At 71.1% G+C, this 16278-nt stretch carries 14 protein-coding genes and 4 pseudogenes; 12 read left to right on the top strand and 6 right to left on the bottom strand.

Translation table 11 applies throughout. The annotated features are described in order from the left end of the window. Positions 1-110: 110 nt before the first annotated feature. The 4 genes from ACFWBD_RS29345 (at position 111) to ACFWBD_RS29330 (ending at position 3003) form a co-directional block, all read left to right on the top strand. Positions 111-1073 (top strand): NADP-dependent oxidoreductase, encoded by a 963-nt coding sequence (locus ACFWBD_RS29345; protein WP_385673079.1) that lies wholly within the window; start codon positions 111-113, stop codon positions 1071-1073. Between the two features lie 36 nt (positions 1074-1109). Beyond that, positions 1110-1430, top strand: coding sequence for an NIPSNAP family protein (locus tag ACFWBD_RS29340; RefSeq protein WP_385279222.1), 321 nt, complete (start codon positions 1110-1112; stop codon positions 1428-1430). A gap of 47 nt (positions 1431-1477) precedes the next feature. After that, entirely contained in the window at positions 1478-1921 is a 444-nt protein-coding gene (locus tag ACFWBD_RS29335) for a heme-binding protein (protein WP_385279220.1), read from the top strand. 725 nt (positions 1922-2646) lie between these two features. Then, positions 2647-3003, top strand: a complete 357-nt coding sequence (locus tag ACFWBD_RS29330; protein WP_385673076.1) for a hypothetical protein — start codon at positions 2647-2649, stop codon at positions 3001-3003. Positions 3004-3214: 211 nt separating this feature from the next. Here the strand turns inward: ACFWBD_RS29330 and ACFWBD_RS29325 are convergent, their stop codons facing one another. Further along, positions 3215-3778 (bottom strand): TetR/AcrR family transcriptional regulator, encoded by a 564-nt coding sequence (locus tag ACFWBD_RS29325; RefSeq protein WP_385673073.1) that lies wholly within the window; start codon positions 3776-3778, stop codon positions 3215-3217. A 435-nt stretch (positions 3779-4213) separates the two neighbouring features. Between ACFWBD_RS29325 and ACFWBD_RS29320 the strand changes: the two are divergent. Both ACFWBD_RS29320 and ACFWBD_RS29315 read left to right on the top strand, forming a co-directional pair. Continuing rightward, positions 4214-4348 (top strand): annotated as a pseudogene (locus ACFWBD_RS29320) (SDR family oxidoreductase); the annotation flags it as partial. Positions 4349-4449: 101 nt separating this feature from the next. Beyond that, on the top strand, positions 4450-5514 hold the full coding sequence (locus ACFWBD_RS29315; RefSeq protein WP_385673070.1) for an aldo/keto reductase: 1065 nt from the start codon (positions 4450-4452) through the stop codon (positions 5512-5514). A gap of 63 nt (positions 5515-5577) precedes the next feature. Here the strand turns inward: ACFWBD_RS29315 and ACFWBD_RS29310 are convergent. Together ACFWBD_RS29310 and ACFWBD_RS29305 are read right to left on the bottom strand one after the other, a co-directional pair. Continuing rightward, positions 5578-5727, bottom strand: a pseudogene (locus ACFWBD_RS29310) (MBL fold metallo-hydrolase); the annotation flags it as partial. Further along, positions 5727-6815, bottom strand: coding sequence for an S-(hydroxymethyl)mycothiol dehydrogenase (locus tag ACFWBD_RS29305; protein WP_385673067.1), 1089 nt, complete (start codon positions 6813-6815; stop codon positions 5727-5729). The gene ACFWBD_RS29305 and the pseudogene ACFWBD_RS29310, both read right to left, overlap by 1 nt. Positions 6816-7063: 248 nt before the next feature. Here ACFWBD_RS29305 and ACFWBD_RS29300 point away from each other — a divergent pair, with 248 nt between their 5' ends. The 3 genes from ACFWBD_RS29300 to ACFWBD_RS29290 all read left to right on the top strand — a co-directional run bounded on the left by ACFWBD_RS29300 (position 7064) and on the right by ACFWBD_RS29290 (position 8803). Then, complete coding sequence (locus tag ACFWBD_RS29300) at positions 7064-7591, top strand: hypothetical protein (RefSeq protein ID WP_385673064.1); 528 nt, start codon at positions 7064-7066, stop codon at positions 7589-7591. Positions 7592-7810: 219 nt separating this feature from the next. Next, a complete protein-coding gene (locus ACFWBD_RS29295) occupies positions 7811-8245 on the top strand; it encodes a BlaI/MecI/CopY family transcriptional regulator (protein WP_385673061.1) in 435 nt (144 codons plus the stop codon). A gap of 84 nt (positions 8246-8329) precedes the next feature. Then, entirely contained in the window at positions 8330-8803 is a 474-nt protein-coding gene (locus ACFWBD_RS29290; RefSeq protein ID WP_385673058.1) for a hypothetical protein, read from the top strand. Between the two features lie 132 nt (positions 8804-8935). On the opposite strand, the gene ACFWBD_RS29285 is transcribed toward ACFWBD_RS29290, so the two are convergent. Then, entirely contained in the window at positions 8936-9565 is a 630-nt protein-coding gene (locus ACFWBD_RS29285) for a ScbR family autoregulator-binding transcription factor (protein WP_385673055.1), read from the bottom strand. 189 nt (positions 9566-9754) lie between these two features. Beyond that, positions 9755-10020: pseudogene (locus ACFWBD_RS29280) on the bottom strand (SDR family oxidoreductase); the annotation flags it as partial. Between the two features lie 185 nt (positions 10021-10205). Between ACFWBD_RS29280 and ACFWBD_RS29275 the strand changes: the two are divergent. Together ACFWBD_RS29275 and ACFWBD_RS29270 are read left to right on the top strand one after the other, a co-directional pair. Next, positions 10206-11135, top strand: a complete 930-nt coding sequence (locus ACFWBD_RS29275; protein ID WP_385673051.1) for an SGNH/GDSL hydrolase family protein — start codon at positions 10206-10208, stop codon at positions 11133-11135. A 678-nt stretch (positions 11136-11813) separates the two neighbouring features. Then, on the top strand, positions 11814-13973 hold the full coding sequence (locus ACFWBD_RS29270) for an FUSC family protein (RefSeq protein WP_385673048.1): 2160 nt from the start codon (positions 11814-11816) through the stop codon (positions 13971-13973). Positions 13974-14030: 57 nt separating this feature from the next. On the opposite strand, the gene ACFWBD_RS29265 is transcribed toward ACFWBD_RS29270, so the two are convergent. Continuing rightward, positions 14031-15353 carry a cytochrome P450 gene (locus ACFWBD_RS29265; RefSeq protein ID WP_385673045.1) on the bottom strand — a complete coding sequence of 441 codons (1323 nt, stop codon included), beginning with the start codon at positions 15351-15353 and terminating at the stop codon, positions 14031-14033. Positions 15354-15661: 308 nt separating this feature from the next. On the opposite strand from ACFWBD_RS29265, the pseudogene ACFWBD_RS29260 reads away from it, so the two are divergent. Beyond that, positions 15662-16125: pseudogene (locus ACFWBD_RS29260) on the top strand (helix-turn-helix domain-containing protein). Positions 16126-16278: the final 153 nt, after the last annotated feature.

The following is a 16278-nucleotide window of genomic DNA, read 5'->3' as shown; positions in this document are numbered from 1 at the left end:
GGAAGTAGGTTCCCTTGATGGTAACTACCTCCCTGAGGTTACGGTCAAGCCCACTGGACCGGGGGCCGATAAGCGGCCTTTCGGCATGTTTGGTTCAAGGGAGACGACACATGTCCTCGATGCGCGCGGTGGTGCAGCACACCTTCGGCGGCCCCGACGTCCTGCGGGTGGAGGAGGTCCCCCGGCCCGTGCCGCTGCCGACCGAGGTCCTGGTGCGGGTGCACGCCGCCGGGATCAACCCGGTCGACTGGAAGACCCGGGGCAGCGGCGGCATGGCCGGGGTGCTCGGCGAGCCGCCGTTCACCTTGGGCTGGGACGTCTCCGGCGTCGTGGAGGAGACCGGCTTCGGTGTGACCACCCTCAAGGCCGGCGACGAGGTTTACGGGATGCCGTGGTTCCCCCGCGCGGCCGGTGGCTACGCCGAGTACGTCACCGCCCCCGCGCGCCAATTCGCCCGCAAGCCTGCGAGCATCAGCCACGAGCAGGCCGCCGCCGTACCGCTGGCAGCTCTCACCGCCTGGCAGGCACTGGTGGACACCGCCGACATCCGCCCCGGCCAGCGCGTGCTGATCCACGCCGCCGCCGGAGGCGTCGGCCACTTCGCCGTCCAGTTCGCCAAGCACCTGGGCGCCCACGTCACCGGCACCGCCAGCAGCCCCCGCCACGACTGGCTCACCGCACTCGGCGCCGACGAACTCATCGACTACACCACCAGCCGCTTCGAGGAGGCCGCCAAGGACATCGACGTCGTCATCGACCTCGTCGGCGACGCGCACGACAACACCAGCATCCGCTCCCTCGACGTGCTGCGCCCCGGCGGACTGATCGTCGCGATCCCCGCCGGCGTCTCGCCCGAACTCCTCCAGGCGGCCGAGTCCCGGGGGCTGCGCACCAGCGCCTTCCTGGTCGAGCCCGACGGCCCGGCCCTGACCCGCATCGCCGGACTCATCGACGCCGGCGAGGTGAGCGTGGAGGTCGAGGAGGTCTTCCCGCTGGAGCAGGCCACCCAGGCCCACATCCGCGGCGAGAGCGACCGCACCCGCGGCAAGCTCGTCCTTCGCGTCACGTCCTGACCCCCGCCCAGCCACGTACACGAAAGGAAGTTCGCCATGTTCTACGAGCTTCGGCGCTACCAGACCCGGCCCGGGCGCCGGGATCAGTGGGTCCGCTACATGGAGGAAGTTGTCATGCCGTTCCAGGCATCGAAGGGGATGTCGGTCACCGCGTCCTTCGTCGATGAGGAAGACCCGGACGGTTACATATGGATCCGCCGGTTCCAGGACGAGACGCAGCGCGAGGAGTTGTACGCCGCCGTCTACGGGAGCGACCGCTGGCGGGACGAGATCGGTCCGGTCGTCCACGACCTGCTGATCCCGGAGAACTCCGTGATCACCCGCGCCGTCCCCACACCGCGGTCCGCGCTCCGCTGACGGCACTCGAGCCGAGACGCGTCACTCATCAGCAAGAGAAGGTTTTGATGAACACCGCAGTACAAGCGAAGTCCGTGCCCGCACTCTCGATCAGCCGCTCCGCCGCCTCAGCGCTCATCGAAGCGGTGCGCGCGGCGGCCGAGGAAATCGGATTCGCGGCGGCTGTCGCTGTCACCGACGCCGGCGGCCACCTGAAAGCGTTCGAACGTGCCGACGACGCACCGTTCCTGGCCGCCGAGGTCGCCGTGGACAAGGCGTGGACGGCGGTGTCCTACCGCATCGCCACCCATGTCTGGAACTCCTACGTGGCCAACCCCCAGGTCGCCCCACTCACCCACCACCCCCGGCTGATGGCCGTCGGCGGCGGCTACCCAGTGATCGAGGACGGCATGGTCATCGGCGGTATCGGTATCTCCGGCGGCAGCTACGAGCAGGACCAGCAGGCAGCGGAAGCCGCGCTCAGCTCGCTCGGCTTCGACACCCCGGCCTGAGACACGGCCCCTCGCGCCCATGCGGGCGGTATCCGGCAGGACTGGCAGCCGGGCACGCTGTGGGGGGCCGACGCCCCCAGGACGCGCTGAACCTCGCCAGGGACATCGACGTCCACCTCGCGGAAACCCGACGCAGCGCCGCCTCCCTCGACTCCTGGCCAAGCTAGGGGGCGCCCCAGGGGTACGGCGGCCGGAGAGTGTGCCCCCGGCAAAGACGACGGTGGCACCCAGGTCGCACCAGGTGATCGACATGCCGCCGGAGCTGGCACGGTTGCCGAAGTGCCGGTACGTGCCGTACCCGGGCTTGCGGTGTTGAATTGAGCTGGAGGTGTTCCACGCGTGCGATAACGACGAACCCACCGGACTTTCGAGCCCGCCGGCAGAAGACGTCGTGAGTTCCCGGTGAAAGTCCCTCAGTCACGCTGAACTCACGGCCGTCGTGCCGGTAAGAACGCTGTCACCAGCCGCGAACGGCGGCGATCAGTGCTCGGACCTGGTGGGTTGGGGGGGTCCGGCGCGCTCGTCGCCTCAGCGAGTGCGAGGCGACGGCCCTTCGGTTCGGGCACGTAGTTCGGCCTTGGTACCGGTGAGCTCGCGTATCTGACTGTCGCGAGTATTGCTGCCGAAGCGTCGGTGCAGTCACTGTGTGTGCTGGGGGCGCCACAGGGTCATGGTCTGTGCTGGCGGCACCTCGCGTTCTGGCCGTTGGTGGCTAACCTGCTCTCATGCCGGAGAAGGTGCCCAAAGCGATCAAGCGTGTGAACAAGCAAGACCTCGTAGGGCTGAGTTCGAAGAGCGAGCGCCTCAACCTCGGCAGAGGACGCGAGCCTGGATGGCTTGATCAGCAACTGGCCGACGATGCGACGGGGTCTCTGCGAGCGATCCTTCTTGAGCATCCTCCCAAGCCCTGTTATCGCTGCCTCGTCCTGATCAAGCGGGCCGACCAGGAAGTCGAGCACTTCCTGCTCGACGTGCTGCTGGAGGATTTCGACCGGCTTGAGGACATCGCCGGCGAAGCTCTGCTCACGTTCACCCGCTGGGCGTTGTCCCGGATCCCGTTGAGTCCTCTTCCTGCGGAGTAGCAGGTTCATTCGGCCGACCGCAGGTTCAGGTATCGCTCTGCGGGGTCCAGCCGGGTGGTGACCGCCAGTGTCTGCCACCTGACGGCGAACGAGCCGAACGCAGGCGACCATCCCGTGGGTCCTCACCAAGGTCTGGGGTACCACGACCGCCGCGGCGGCAGCCATGTCCTCCGGCATAGGCCGACGCCTCACCGAACCGCTGGCGTATCGCTCAGCGGGGCCTGAGTCCGTCGACGACGACGTCGAGCATGCGGTTCAGTTGGGGGCGCTGCTCGGGTGCACCGGCTACGGAAAGCAAACCGGCGAGGATGCCGCCTACGTCGGTCGGGTCGATGTCGCTGCGCAGTTCTCCCGCTGTGGCGCCGGCCTTGAGCACCATCGCCAGGATTTGCTGGACCTCGTCACAGACCGGTCCGGTGCCGAAGCGGCCGGAAGCACTCATGGCGACCAGCGCCTCGCAGATGCCGCGTCGCTCGCCGGCCCAGTCGGCGAATCGGAGCATCCACGCGTGGAGGGCCTGTGCGGGCGGCTCGGTAGCCAGCAGGGTCCGCGCGTCTTCGCGCAAGGGGCGGATCTGGTCCCGGTAGACCTCTTCGACCAGATCCTCTCGGGTGGGGAAGTGCCGGTACAGGGTGGCGTTCCCTACTCCCGCGCGCTTGGCGATCGCATCCAGCGAGATCGCGCGTCCGGATGCGAAGGCTTCGGCGGCCGTGGCGATCAGCTGCTCGCGGTTGCGCTGCGCGTCGGCGCGCAGGGTGCTGCGTGGAGGTGTCATGACCTTCGCGATCGTGAGTGTCGGTTGCGGCTCGGGAGCGAATCGGGGACGTCCCCGGTTCAGTGTACGGTGGAGACAAGCGGGGAGGTCCCCCTTTAAGGGATGTCTCTTGCCCACTGCTTCAGCGACGAAAGGTTTGACATGCCTACAGCGCTCATCACCGGGGGGACGACCGGGATCGGTAGCGACGGCCGGGCTGCTGCACGCCCGTGGCTACCAGGTCGCGGTCACCGGGCAGAATCCTGATCACCTCGCACGGGCACGGTCCGAGCTCCCCGACGACGTACTCGTCGTCCGATCCGATGCGCGCGTGCTCGCCGACACCGACGCTCTGATGTCACCGGTAGCCGATGTGACGGAGGAATCGTCGACGAGCACGCCGACCTCAGTTTCACGGGCCAGTACTTCACCAGCCCACTGTTCGACAAGCTGGGAGTGCCCCAGAGCGGCCGGGACGCCACGCGCGCGAAGATCCCCTTCGAGCGCTTCGGATCCAGCCAGGAGGTCGCGGAAGCAGTCGCCTTCCTCGCCTCGGACGCCGCCGGCTATATCACCGGCCAGGCCGTCACCGTGGCCGGCGGCACGGGCTCGGAGCCGGATGAGCATCCCACGGGCCCACGACCGGCCCGCACGCAACACACGCCAGGAACCACACTTCACAGGAGAATACGATGGCGCTCACGCTCGACACCTACCGGCAGCTGGGACGTTCCGGCCTGCGGGTCTCACCACTCGCGCTCGGCGCGGCCACCTTCGGCAACGACTGGGGCTGGGGCGCGGAGCAGGACGAGGCGCGGAAACTGTTCGACCTCTACGTCGAGCGGGGTGGGAACTTCATCGACACCGCGGTCACCTATACCAACGGCACCTCCGAGCGCATGCTCGGCGAGTTCGCCCGTAACCGGCGCGACAGTCTGGTCCTGGCGACCAAGTACACGACGCTGCGCCGGCCCGATGACCCCAACTCCGGTGGCGCCAGCCGAAAGAGTCTGTTCGGCGCGGTCGAAACCAGCCTGCGGCAGCTGAACACCGACTACATCGACCTGCTCTACCTGCACGTATGGGACTCCACCACTCCCGTGGAGGAGGTCCTGCGCGGCCTGGACGACCTGGTGCGCCAGGGCAAGATCCTCTACGTCGCCATCTCCAACACCCCGGCCTGGCAGATCGCACGCATGCAGACGATCGCCGACCTGCGCGGCTGGTCGCCACTGACGGCACTACAGCTGGAGTACAACCTGGTGGAACGCACCGGGGAGCGTGACCTTCTGCCGATGGCCCAGGAGCTGGGACTGGGAACCGTGCTGTGGTCCCCCTTGGCGGGTGGGGTCCTCACCGGCAAGTACAGCCGCCAGGACTTGACCGCACCGGCGTCCGACCAGAGTGAGAGCGCCCGCAAGAGCTTCAACCTGGCCCTGGGCGCAGTGACCGAGCGCAACCTCGCCATCGTGGACGTCGTCAAGGAGGTCGCGGCGGAACTGGGCCGGACCCCTGCACAGGTCGGACTGGCCTGGACCTTGCACAACCCAGGAGTGACCGCGCCCATCATCGGGGCGCGAACTGTCGAACAGCTGCAGGAGAACCTGGGAGCCCTCGAGGTCGACCTGACCCGGTCCCAGATGGCATGCCTGGACGAGGTCAGCGCGATCGACCTCGGCTTCCCCCACGCCATGCTCGCCAGTGACCACATCCGCGTGCAGACCCGCGGCGACCTGAAGATCCAGGCCCGCCATTGACGGTCCGGCGATGCTGATCTTTGAGGATGCAGTCGTCCCAGGCGATCTCGTTCAGCGTCGTCCGGCGATGGCCTCGGCGTCGTGGGCGGCGTCGACGACCATCGCCTCCTCGTCGTCCCCGATGATCCACACATTGTTCTCGACGTCCCAGGCGCCGCCGTCCAGCGAGAACGTCCCCGCGGTGACCAGGCGTTCGATGCGGGCGCCGGCCATCAGAGGAGCACCACCGAACGCAGGACCTCGCCACCGTGCATCCGGTCGAACGCCTTCTCGACCTCGTCCAGGCCGATGGTCTCCGTGACGAAGGCGTCCAGATCCAGCCGTCCCTGTAGATGGAGGTCGATGAGCAAGGGGAAGTCGCGGGAGGGCAGACAGTCTCCGTACCAGGACGACTTCAGCGTGCCGCCGCGTCCGAAGACGTCCAGCAGGGGCAGCTCGAGCTTCATCTCCGGGGTCGGCACGCCGACCAGGACGACCGTACCGGCGAGGTCGCGGGCGTAGAAGGCCTGCCGGTACGTCTCCGGGCGGCCCACCGCCTCGATGACGACGTCGGCGCCGAAGCCGCCGGTCAGCTCGCGGATCGCCTCGACCGGGTCGGACTCCCTGGAGTTGACGGTGTGGGTCGCGCCCAGCTTCCTGGCGGTGGCCAGCTTCCGGTCGTCGATGTCCACCGCGATGATCTTCGCCGCGCCCGCCAGCCGCGACCCGACGACCGCCGCGTCCCCGACACCGCCACAGCCGATGACGGCCACGCTGTCACCGCGTCCCACGTTCCCGGTGTTGATGGCGGCGCCGATGCCCGCCATCACCCCGCAGCCGAGCAGTCCCGCGGCGGCCGCCGACGCGGACCGGTCGACCTTCGTGCACTGTCCGGCCGCCACCAGCGTCTTCTCGGCGAACGCGCCGATACCGAGCGCCGGGGACAACTCCTGTCCGGTCGAGGCGAGGGTCATCTTCTGCTCGGCGTTGTGGGTGTCGAAGCAGTACCAGGGCCGCCCGCGTCGGCAGGCGCGACACCGGCCGCACACCGCACGCCAGTTGAGGATGACGAAGTCGCCCGGCGCCACCTCGGTGACGCCCTCCCCCACCGACTCCACCACACCTGCGGCCTCGTGCCCCAGCAGGAAGGGGAAGTCGTCGCTGATGCCGCCCTCGCGGTAGTGCAGATCGGTATGACAGACCCCGCAGGCCTCGATCCTCACCAGCGCCTCGCCCGGACCGGGATCCGGCACGATGATCGTTTCCAGGCTGACGGGGGCCCCCTTGCCCCGCGCGACGACAGCACGGACCTGGTGCGTCATGCCCACTCCTCGGCTGGTACGAGACCTCGGCTGATGTTGCTCATTACGACACGCATCTCATGTGCCGCAACAAAGCATCGTCGAGCGCCAGACGGAGGTCAAGGCCCCTACAGCCCGACAGCGCTCGGGCGGGGAGCAGGGATTCAGGCTCGGGGACCGGCCCTGGTTCACTGAAAGGATCAGCGGGGCGTTCTCCCCGTCCGACGCTCTCGGGAATGTATTCACCCACCAGTCCCTGGAGTTCTTCCATGCCTTCCGACAGCGCGACTGTCACCGCTTCGGCCGACGCGGACGCGCGTTCCGGCTCCCCGGGCGGACACCGTCCGGGCCTCGCCCTGATCGTGATCGCCGCCGCCCGGTTGATGCCGATCCTCGACGCCACCATCACCGACGTCGCCCTGCCGCGCATCCAGACCGAACTCGACGTGCCCGACGCGAACCTCGCCTGGACCGTCACTCCTACGCCCCGGCCTGCGGCGGGCTGCTGCTCGGCGGCCGGGCCGGCGACCTCTACGGGCGGCGGCGTCTCCTCCGCACCGGCATCGCCGTGTTCACCCTGGCCTCCCTGCTCGGCGGACTCGCCCCCGACGAGGCTCTGCTCATCCTGGCCCGCGTACCCCAGGGCGTGGGCGCGGCGCTCGCTGACCCACGGCTACACGGCGGCCTTCGCCCTCACCGCCGTCATGTTCCTCGCCGCGCCGGCCGTCACCGCGGCCGCCGTCAACGCGAAGAGGCAACAGCACGTCGAGGGCGCGCCCGCCGTCCACCAGGGCTGACTTCGGCCCCGCACGCCGGAGGCGGCCGGCCGGCCCACACGGACGGCAGGCCGCCGACCGGACGGGCCTTGCGGAAGGCCCGTCCGGAAGCCACGTCCAGAACCAGGTCCGACTCCGGCCCGCGCGGGCGACTACAGTCCGACCGACCGACTGACTACAACCGCGTAGACGGTCTACCGCACTGTGGACGAACGCGAAACGAGAGGCGAGGGCGTTGTGATGCCAGAGGGACATGAAGACCGGTCGGCCGGCGGGCGGGCGGACCGTCGTCCCGCGGGCGAGCTGGAGGCGAGTGTCCTGGCCGCGCTCTGGGCCGCCGGCGGCCCGCTCACCCCGATGGCCGTCCAGCAGGCACTCGGAACGGACCTGGCACGCACCACGGTGACGACGATCCTGACGCGCCTGCACGCCAAGGGGGCGGTCATCCGCACCCACGCCGGCCGGGGCTATGCCTACGCCCCCGCCCAGGACCCGCCCGGCCTAACGGCCCGCCGTATGCACGCCGAACTGGACAAGGACCCCGACCGCGGCACCGCCCTCGTCCGCTTCGTCGCCGGCCTCGGCCCGCAGGACAAGGAACTCTTGCGGACCCAGCTCGCCGAGGGTCACGAGGGCGGTCCCACTTACGGTGGCGGCACGACGTCCCGAACATGAGCGTCCGCATGGGACCGCAGGCGAGACCGGCCGGCCGCCCGAACTGCTTACAGTGAGCCCTCGGCGCATCAGCGGGAGCAGGGTATGGAGATCGCGGTCCAGTGGGTACGGACGTCCTGGACGAAGGAGTCGCGGGGAGGGGAGGCAGCCGCGCGCAGGAACGCGGCTCCGGCGGGGTTCGTTCTCCCGCAGCCCGAGGCGGCCTCCGCACATGTGGTTCGCATGGATGAGCGTGACGGCTTCGCACCGTTCGGCACCCAGGCAGACATCCGCACAGTCGACGTCCTGCTTCGTGAAGCCGACGGACGGCTGCGGGTCCTCCCCCGCGTGCAACCCCTGTTCGGCCAGCCGCCCAGGCGGCGGCGGCCACCGGCGGTGCGACTCGCCCCCGGCCAGTGGGTGCGCTGGCAGCTCAACTACCGGTTCAGCAGCGCGGCGGGGATACGGGGGTGGTCGTACTGGCTGGACACCTTCAACATCGCCTACGGCCCCGTGAACCCCGATGTGTTCCTGTCCACGCCCACCGTGTTCGTCGACGAGCAGGGGCCGGTGCGATGACCTCGTCCTGAGCGGTGGCATCGGCGAGTGGATCGTTCAGGGCCGGCCGCCGGCGACGGCGAGGCCGCAGGACACGGTGCCGATCTCGACGATGTCCCCGCCGCGGACGCCCCGCGTGGCGCGGAGCGCCGGCTATTCGGACAGTTCGTCCAGGGCCTCCCCGATCCCCGACAGCAGCGGGGCGTGATCCGGTGAGCCTGCCAGCCATGGCAGGAGGAAGGTCCACAACTGCGTCACGCGGTCCACCGAGAGCCAGTCGCGGTCGGCCGCGCCCAGCACCTCGAACCCCGCCGTCGCCGCCACGATCACGGTCGTCGCGGCGTCGACCGAGACGTCCTGAGCGAGCTCCCCCTCGCGCTGTGCCTGGACGATGAGATCGTGCACCCACGCCCGCCACCACTGCAGCATCTGCGCCCCGTTCTTCCGGGACGGATCACCGCTCAGCCGGAATCCCGCCCTGATCACCGGATCGGTGACCACGGCCAGGAGCAGGCCGCAAGCCGTGTGCACGAGGGACTGCAACAGCGTGTCCGCCGCGCTGCGACATCGTTCCGCCAGCTCCTCCACAGAATCCGCCGCCGCCCTCTCCACCTCCCCGGCCAGATCGCTCTTGCTGGCGAAATGGAAGTGAAGGGCCCCGGTACTCACACCGGCCCGCTCGCTGATGACGGGAAGGGAAGCCCGCGCGTACCCCTCGGCGGCGAACAGCTCGGCAGCCGCTTGGACAAGAGACTGACGTGTGCGCACCGCTCGCGCCTGCATGACCATCAGGCCTCCCTCCCTCAACCTGTAAAGGACGACGACGCGGGCCGGGCCGCCCGTCCGAAACGTGGAGAGCATCCCACCGATGATCTACAAGTAAACCGCACGTTTGGTATTTTTATACAGGATGATGTCCTCCCGATCGCCACCGGGGCTCGAAGTCCCAGTTGGGCAGGGCGAGTCGCGGACTCAGGCGGTGCCGCCGTTCACGAAGAGGATTTGCCGTTGACCCAGCGTCCCGGGCCGGCCAGGAAGGCCATGGTCTCGGCGATGACCTCGGGGGTGCCGAGCCGTTCCAGCGGGGGCTGCGCGGCGCGGCGGTCGATCGCCTCCTGGTCCTTGCCCTCGAGGAAGAGCGGCGTGGCGGTGGGGCCGGGTGCGACGGCGTTGACGGTGACGTCCCGGCCGCGCATCTCGCGGGCCGGCACCAGCGTCATGGCCTCGACCGCCCCCTGACGGGGGACCACCGACGCGGCTCCCCCGCTCCGGACGCCGGCGCCCCGCCTCTTCCGGCAACGCGTTCGCTCCCGGCTCTGGCCCCGGTGACCTACTGGGCGGTATACAAGCCCAGTCGAACGGTACGCCGACCGTAGGGGACGGTGTCGCCGACGGGGCCTGGGCTTCAAGGGGGAGGAACTCGATGCAGCGCGACGTACGCACGGGAAGACCGGCCGGTCACCGCCGAAGGGGCGTCACCTTCCTGGCCGCACTGGGGAGTTGCGCCCTGGTCGCCGCTTCCGCGGCACCGGCCGCGGCGCACGGCGGTGGTGGCGGCGGTGGCGGTGGCGGTGGCCGCCGGTACGTGGCGCTCGGCGACTCCTACACCTCCGGTCCCCTCATCCCCCGGCAGGTGGACGCCAACTGCGCCCGCTCCGACCACAATTACCCCTCGATCGTGGCCGGAAAGCTCCGGGCGACCACGTTCAAGGACGTCAGCTGCAGCGGAGCGACGACCGAGCACATGTGGAAGGCGCAGGGAACCAACGGCCCCCAACTCGACGCGGTGGGACGGAACAGCGACATCGTGACCGTCCAGATCGGCGGCAACGACATCGGCTTCGGCTCCATCATCGGCACCTGCGCCCAACTGTCCGCGCAGGACCCGACCGGCAACCCGTGCCAGCGCCACTACGGCGCCTCGGGCGTCGACCAGCTCACGGTCGCGATAGCCGAAGCCGGCCCCAAGGTCGCCCGGGTGCTCCGAGCCGTGCACGACCGCGCCCCGCACGCCCGGATCCTCGTCGTCGGTTACCCGGACCTGCTGCCCGACGACGGCAGCGGCTGCGCGCCCTCGGTGCCGTTCGCGACCCAGGACTTCCCCTACCTCCGGGACACCGGCAAGCGGCTCAACCTGATGCTCCGTCTGGTGGCCCGCTGGAACCACGCCGAGTACGTCGACACCTACGGCCCGACCATCGGCCACGACATGTGCAAGCCCCCGGCGGAGCGGTGGATCGAGCCGTTGCAGCCCACGTCCCCCGCGGCTCCCGCGCACCCCAACGCCAAGGGCGAGGAAGCCATGGCGGGGGCGGTGTGGCAGCGCCTGTCGCACGGGCGGGGCGGCCGCTGACCGGCGGACGGCAGACGGCAGACGGCAGACGGCAGACGGCAAATGCCCGGGGCCGTCCCACTTCGCGCCGGCGTCGTCGAGCCCCGCGGCGTGCAGGGCGGAGTCCGCGAGCCTGCGGGCGTCCTCCTCCGCGTCCGGGCCGCTGTCCGCTTCGACGGCGAGCCGGATGGTGAACGTGTCGTCCTCGTTCACGGTGAGCGGGTCGAGGTCCTGCTCGCTGCCCATCCGCGTGCGGTGCGGATCGGCCGGGCGCAGGGCCCGACTCAGCCGCGTTCGCGTCTCGTCATCGACCCCGGCGGTGAAGGTGCCGGGCACGGTGATCACGTAGGTCGTCATGGTGTTCCCTTCCTCGGGTCCTCGGGCTCCCTCCCGCATACCCCGGAGCGGGGCGGTCGATCTCCCCTCTCTCGGGGAAGCCCCCGCCGACCCGCCCCTGCCGACCTGCCCCTGCCGCCTCGGGCCGTGCCGGGCACGGCCGCGGCCCACGCTTGCGCCGCCGTGTCGCCCGTACCACCCGTACCACCCGTACCACCCGTGCCGCCGTACGGCGTAGCCCCCGCGGGACGGCGATCAGTACCGGTGCGAGCGGCACGACCGCGTCCGCCTGCGTGGCCACCCGACCCGCGCGACACTGAAAGCCGCGGATGATCCTCGGGTGGCGCGCGGAGAGGAGCGCTGATGCCCAAGCGGCCGTCGCTCGCCGAATCGGTCCGGGCCGGCCGGCGTGCGACGCGCGTCACGGTCGCCGCGGCGGCCGGGTTCTATCCGGCGGCGTATCTCCTCGATCAGCCCGTGGCCGCGGTCTACGCCCTCTTCACGCCCATCGCGCTCGGCGTCCTCTCGCCCGTGCCGGGGTCCGGACGCCGACGCGCCGCGACCGTGCTGCGCGCCCTGCCGGCCGCCGCTGTGCTCACCGCCGCCGGCACGGCCCTCGCCGTACAGACCTGGTCGGCCGTGGCGGGCATGCTGATCGTCGGCTTCGTGCTGATGTTCGGCTCGGTGTGCGGCCCCCGGCTGGCCGGCACCGTCCCCGGGCTTCAGCTGTTCTACATCCTCGCCTGCTTCCCGCCCTTCGCCCCGGAGACGCTGGCCCAGCGGCTGACCGGGGTCGCCGCCGGCGGGGTGTTCCTCGTCCTGTGCGAGGTGGTGGTGCTCCCGGATCCACCGGATCCGTCGTACCGCGACCGGATCGCCGACACCCTGGACCTCGCGGCCCGCGCCGCCCGCTCCCTGATCCGTAGCGACGGCCCGGAGCCCGGTCTGGCCGGACGGCTGAGGGCGGCCGGCCGGGGCCTGCGTTTCTCGCAGCAGCCTGCCGGCGCCCGCCCGACCGGAGCGGGAAGGGCGGACCGCGCGTTCGCCCAGGCGGGATCTGCCGCGCGGCGGCTCGTCGACCAGCTGGCCGCCCTCACCGAGATGCACCCCACGCCCTCGGACATGGCCTCGCAGAACCTGCTGCGCGGCACCGCTGCGGCCTGCGCCGAAACGGCGGGCGCGCTGCGCCGGTCGCGCCCCGCGGCGGGGCCCGAGCTGATCGAGGAGATGATCGCCCAGTTCCTGGCCGCACGCGACGGCGACCCCACCGAGCGCGTCGCCCGCCCGCGCCAGGTGCTGCTGCGGCAGTCGACGGTCCTGACCATCGCGATCTCCGCGGTGACCGTGCGCACCGCCGTCGCCCTGGCGCTCGGCGGCCGTCGGCCGGTGTACGGCCTGCCCCGGGAGCAGTTCTGGTACGCGCGGACGCCCACGGCCCGCCTGTTCACCATCCGTCTCACCGGCAACCTGACGCGGCGCTCCGTCGTCTTCCAGAACGCGCTGCGCAGCGCGTGCGGGCTCGCACTCGCCCGCCTGGTGGCGGGCTCACTCGACCTGTCGCACGGATTCTGGGTGCTGCTGACCGTGCTGACCCTCGGGCGGACCACTGCGGGTGCCACCTGGTCCGCCGTCCGCGCGGCCGTCGTGGGCACACTGGCCGGAGCGCTCGCCGCCGGGCTGCTCCTCATCGGGGCGGGCCAGGCCACCGAGGTGTACGCGTACCTGCTCGTACCGATGATGCTGATCGCCTTCGCGGTGGGGCCCCTGGAAGGACCGGCCTGGGCACAGGGACTGTTCACCCTGGTCGTCTCCACGGCGTTCGCGCAGATCGAACCCGTGACCTGGCGGCTCGCGGAGATGCGTGTCGTGGACGTGCTGACGGGAAGCGCGGTCGGGCTGTTGTGCGGTGTGCTCGCCTGGCCGTTCGGGGCCCGCGCCGAGACGCGGCGCAGCATGGCGGCGCTGCTTCGGTCTGCCGCGCCCTTGGTGCGGGCCACCACCTCCGCCGCGACCGGCGACGGGCCGGCAGGCCGCGACGACGCCGCCCATCAGGCCGTCCGGCTGACCCTGCACCGGCTTCGCATCGCGGAGGGCTCGTACGCGCAGTACCGCACCGAGCCCTCCGCCCGTGCCCGCGAACCCGAAGCCGACTACCTCGCCGCCCTCAACTTCGGTTCCCGGGTCCTGGTCGGCGCGTACTGGCTGCCCCGGACGGACCGTCCGCCCGAGCTGCCTCCCGCCGCGCTGCGCTGGACCCGGCACATCAGCGAGGAGGCGGAGACAGCCATCGTCCGGGCGGCCGACTTCCCCCCGGGCGGCATCCATGTCCGGCTGACGCCGCCGCCCTCCCCGCTGTCCGACGCCCCGCCACGGGTCCTGTCCCTTCTGACCGACATCGAGGTATGGCTCAACGCGCTCGCAGCGGACCTCAGAACCAGCACCGGCCCCGGCCCCGGCGCCAACACCGGCACCGGCACCGGCACCGGCACCGGCCGACGGACGACCCGGACGGCCGCCTCCTGAACGGCCGCCGGGCCGAGACGCTCCGCGGCGCAGGGGCCGGTCGTCGACCCGCGTGCCCTAAGCCCCCAGGGTCGCGACGGCGGGGCCGTCGGGGCGGACGGTGATGCCGTACGCCGCCTTGGTGGGGGTGGAGGAGAAGGCCAGGACGTGGGCCGGCAGAAGGTGTTCGAGCAGGACGGTCGACTCGCGGAGCGCGAACTGCACTCCGAGGCACGCACGGGGACCGATACCGAAGGGGAAGTAGGCGCCCAGGTGCGCAGGCCGACCGCCCGGGGTGACGAACCTCCGGGGATCGAACTGCTCCGGGTCCGCCCACAGTTCGGGATCGCGGTGCGTGAGGTACGGGCAGACGAGGATGTCGGTGCCCGCCTCGACGGTGTGGCCAGCGAGGATGTCGTCCTCGGCGGCGTGGCGGGGCAGGATCCACACGGACGGATAGAGCCGGAGCGTCTCGTGGATCAGGGCCTGGATGGCCTGGCGGCGTGGCGCCGATCCTTCGCCGCCGGCGGCGAGAGCTTCCTCGCGGGCGGCGGGGTACCGGTCGAGGAGCAGATACAGCCAGGTCAGAGTGGTCGCGGTGGTCTCGTGCCCGGCCGCGAGCAGCGTGACCAGCTCGTCGCGGATCAGCTGATCGGTGTACTCGGGATGCTCGGTCGCGGCGTCGGTCAGGACGTGCAGCAGGCCCGGGCCGGCCGGGCCGGCCGCCCCGTTTCGGGCGGCCTCGATGGCGTGCCGGGCGACCGCGTCGATCCGGGCGAGATCGGCGGCGACGGCGTCCCGGGCGTCGGAAGGCTCGACCGGCAGCGTCGGAAGGGCGGTCGCCACGGCTGCCACGGCGTCCAGTTCGCGCTCGGTACCGTCATCGAGGGGGTGCCCGGTGAGGGAGCGCCAGATGGCGTCCAGGGCGAAGCGACGCATTTCCCGCCCGACGTCGACGCTCTGCCCGGTTCGGGCGTACCCGGCCCAGCGCTCGGCGGTGGTCCGGGCGGCCTCGGTGATCCGCTGTTCGTAGCGGCGCATCCCGGTACCGGTGAACTGGGACTGCAACAAGCGGCGTTGGCCCTTCCACGCCGTACCGGTGGCGGCCAGGACCCCGTCGCCGATCAGCAGACGGGCGCGGTGGGAGCGCTTGACGTACCGCTCCGGGTAGCGGGCGAGCACGTGCTGGACCGCCGACGGGTCGGTGACGAGCACGGTGGGAGACGGCCCGAGCCGGAACGCGGCGACGCCGCCGAACCGCTCGCGTACCTGGGCCAGCAACTCGACCAGCTCGCCTCTCTGCGAGCGCCACCGCTCCACGAGTGCGGGCTCGGCTTCGGGGACCGGCCGCCCCGTTCCGGAATCGAGCGGGAGAGAGCCGGGACCGGCTTCGGATTCCATGATTCTTCTCCAGGTCAACCGCTGTGCTGGGCTGCGCGACAGAGCGCTGACGCTGTGCGGACTGTACGCGATCGGACACCCACGGTGACAGTGCCCCGAGCCGCGACGAGGTACCCGGCCCGGGCGCCCGGCGCACCACCACCGATGCCCCGCTTCACAGTCGCCGCCTGGGATGATCCCGATGAAGAGCCGCGAGCAGCAGCACCTTTCGCGACCGCCCGTGCGGCGGTGCGGGCGCTGCTCGTGCTCGGACTGCTCGCCGGGCTCCCGGCCATGTACGCCCTGGTCCGCGGCGACCGGGCGCGACGATCCGTGCCTGGCGAGAGCGGCTGTCCCGGTCGACCGCGGGGCTGCCGTCGGCCCGGACCCACCGCGCGGCCGGACCGCGTCGCGAGGAACTCGCCGAACGGGCCGGTGTGTCGGTCGAATACGTGGTGCGCCTGGAGCAGGGGCGGGCCACGGCCCCTTCGGCCCAGGTCGTCGCTTCCCCGACGACGTACGCCTGGCCGAACTGATCCGTGTCCTCGCCGTGGGCAGTCCGACGTTCGCCCGGCTGTGGGCGAGCGGCGCGGTGGGTGCCCATCGCGAGGACCGCAAGACGATCGAGCATCCGGAGGTCGGGTCCGTCGAAGTGGACTGCGACGTCCTGACCGACGGCGAGTCGGACCTCAAGATCGTGATCTTGAGCGCGGTGCCCGGCAGTTCGGACGCGGCCAGGTTGAGACTCGCGTTGGCCACCGGCATCGTCAGCGCACCCCCGCGCACCTTCTGACCACCCACGAACGTGCTCACGTACGTCCGGCCACCGCCGGTCGCGCCGGGAGTCCGCCCGTCCGCGTGCCCGTCCGCGTGCCCGTCGGGGGGTGGGGGGTGGGACCGGGGAACGCCGCCCGGCCCCGCCGGGCCGGCGGGGCGCCCGCGGCGC

It is taken from the genome of Streptomyces sp. NPDC060002 (assembly GCF_042737245.1).
GTDB lineage: Bacteria > Actinomycetota > Actinomycetes > Streptomycetales > Streptomycetaceae > Streptomyces.
Note: the sequence above shows the minus strand (reverse complement) of the source record. Positions and strands in the feature narration are given on the sequence as shown.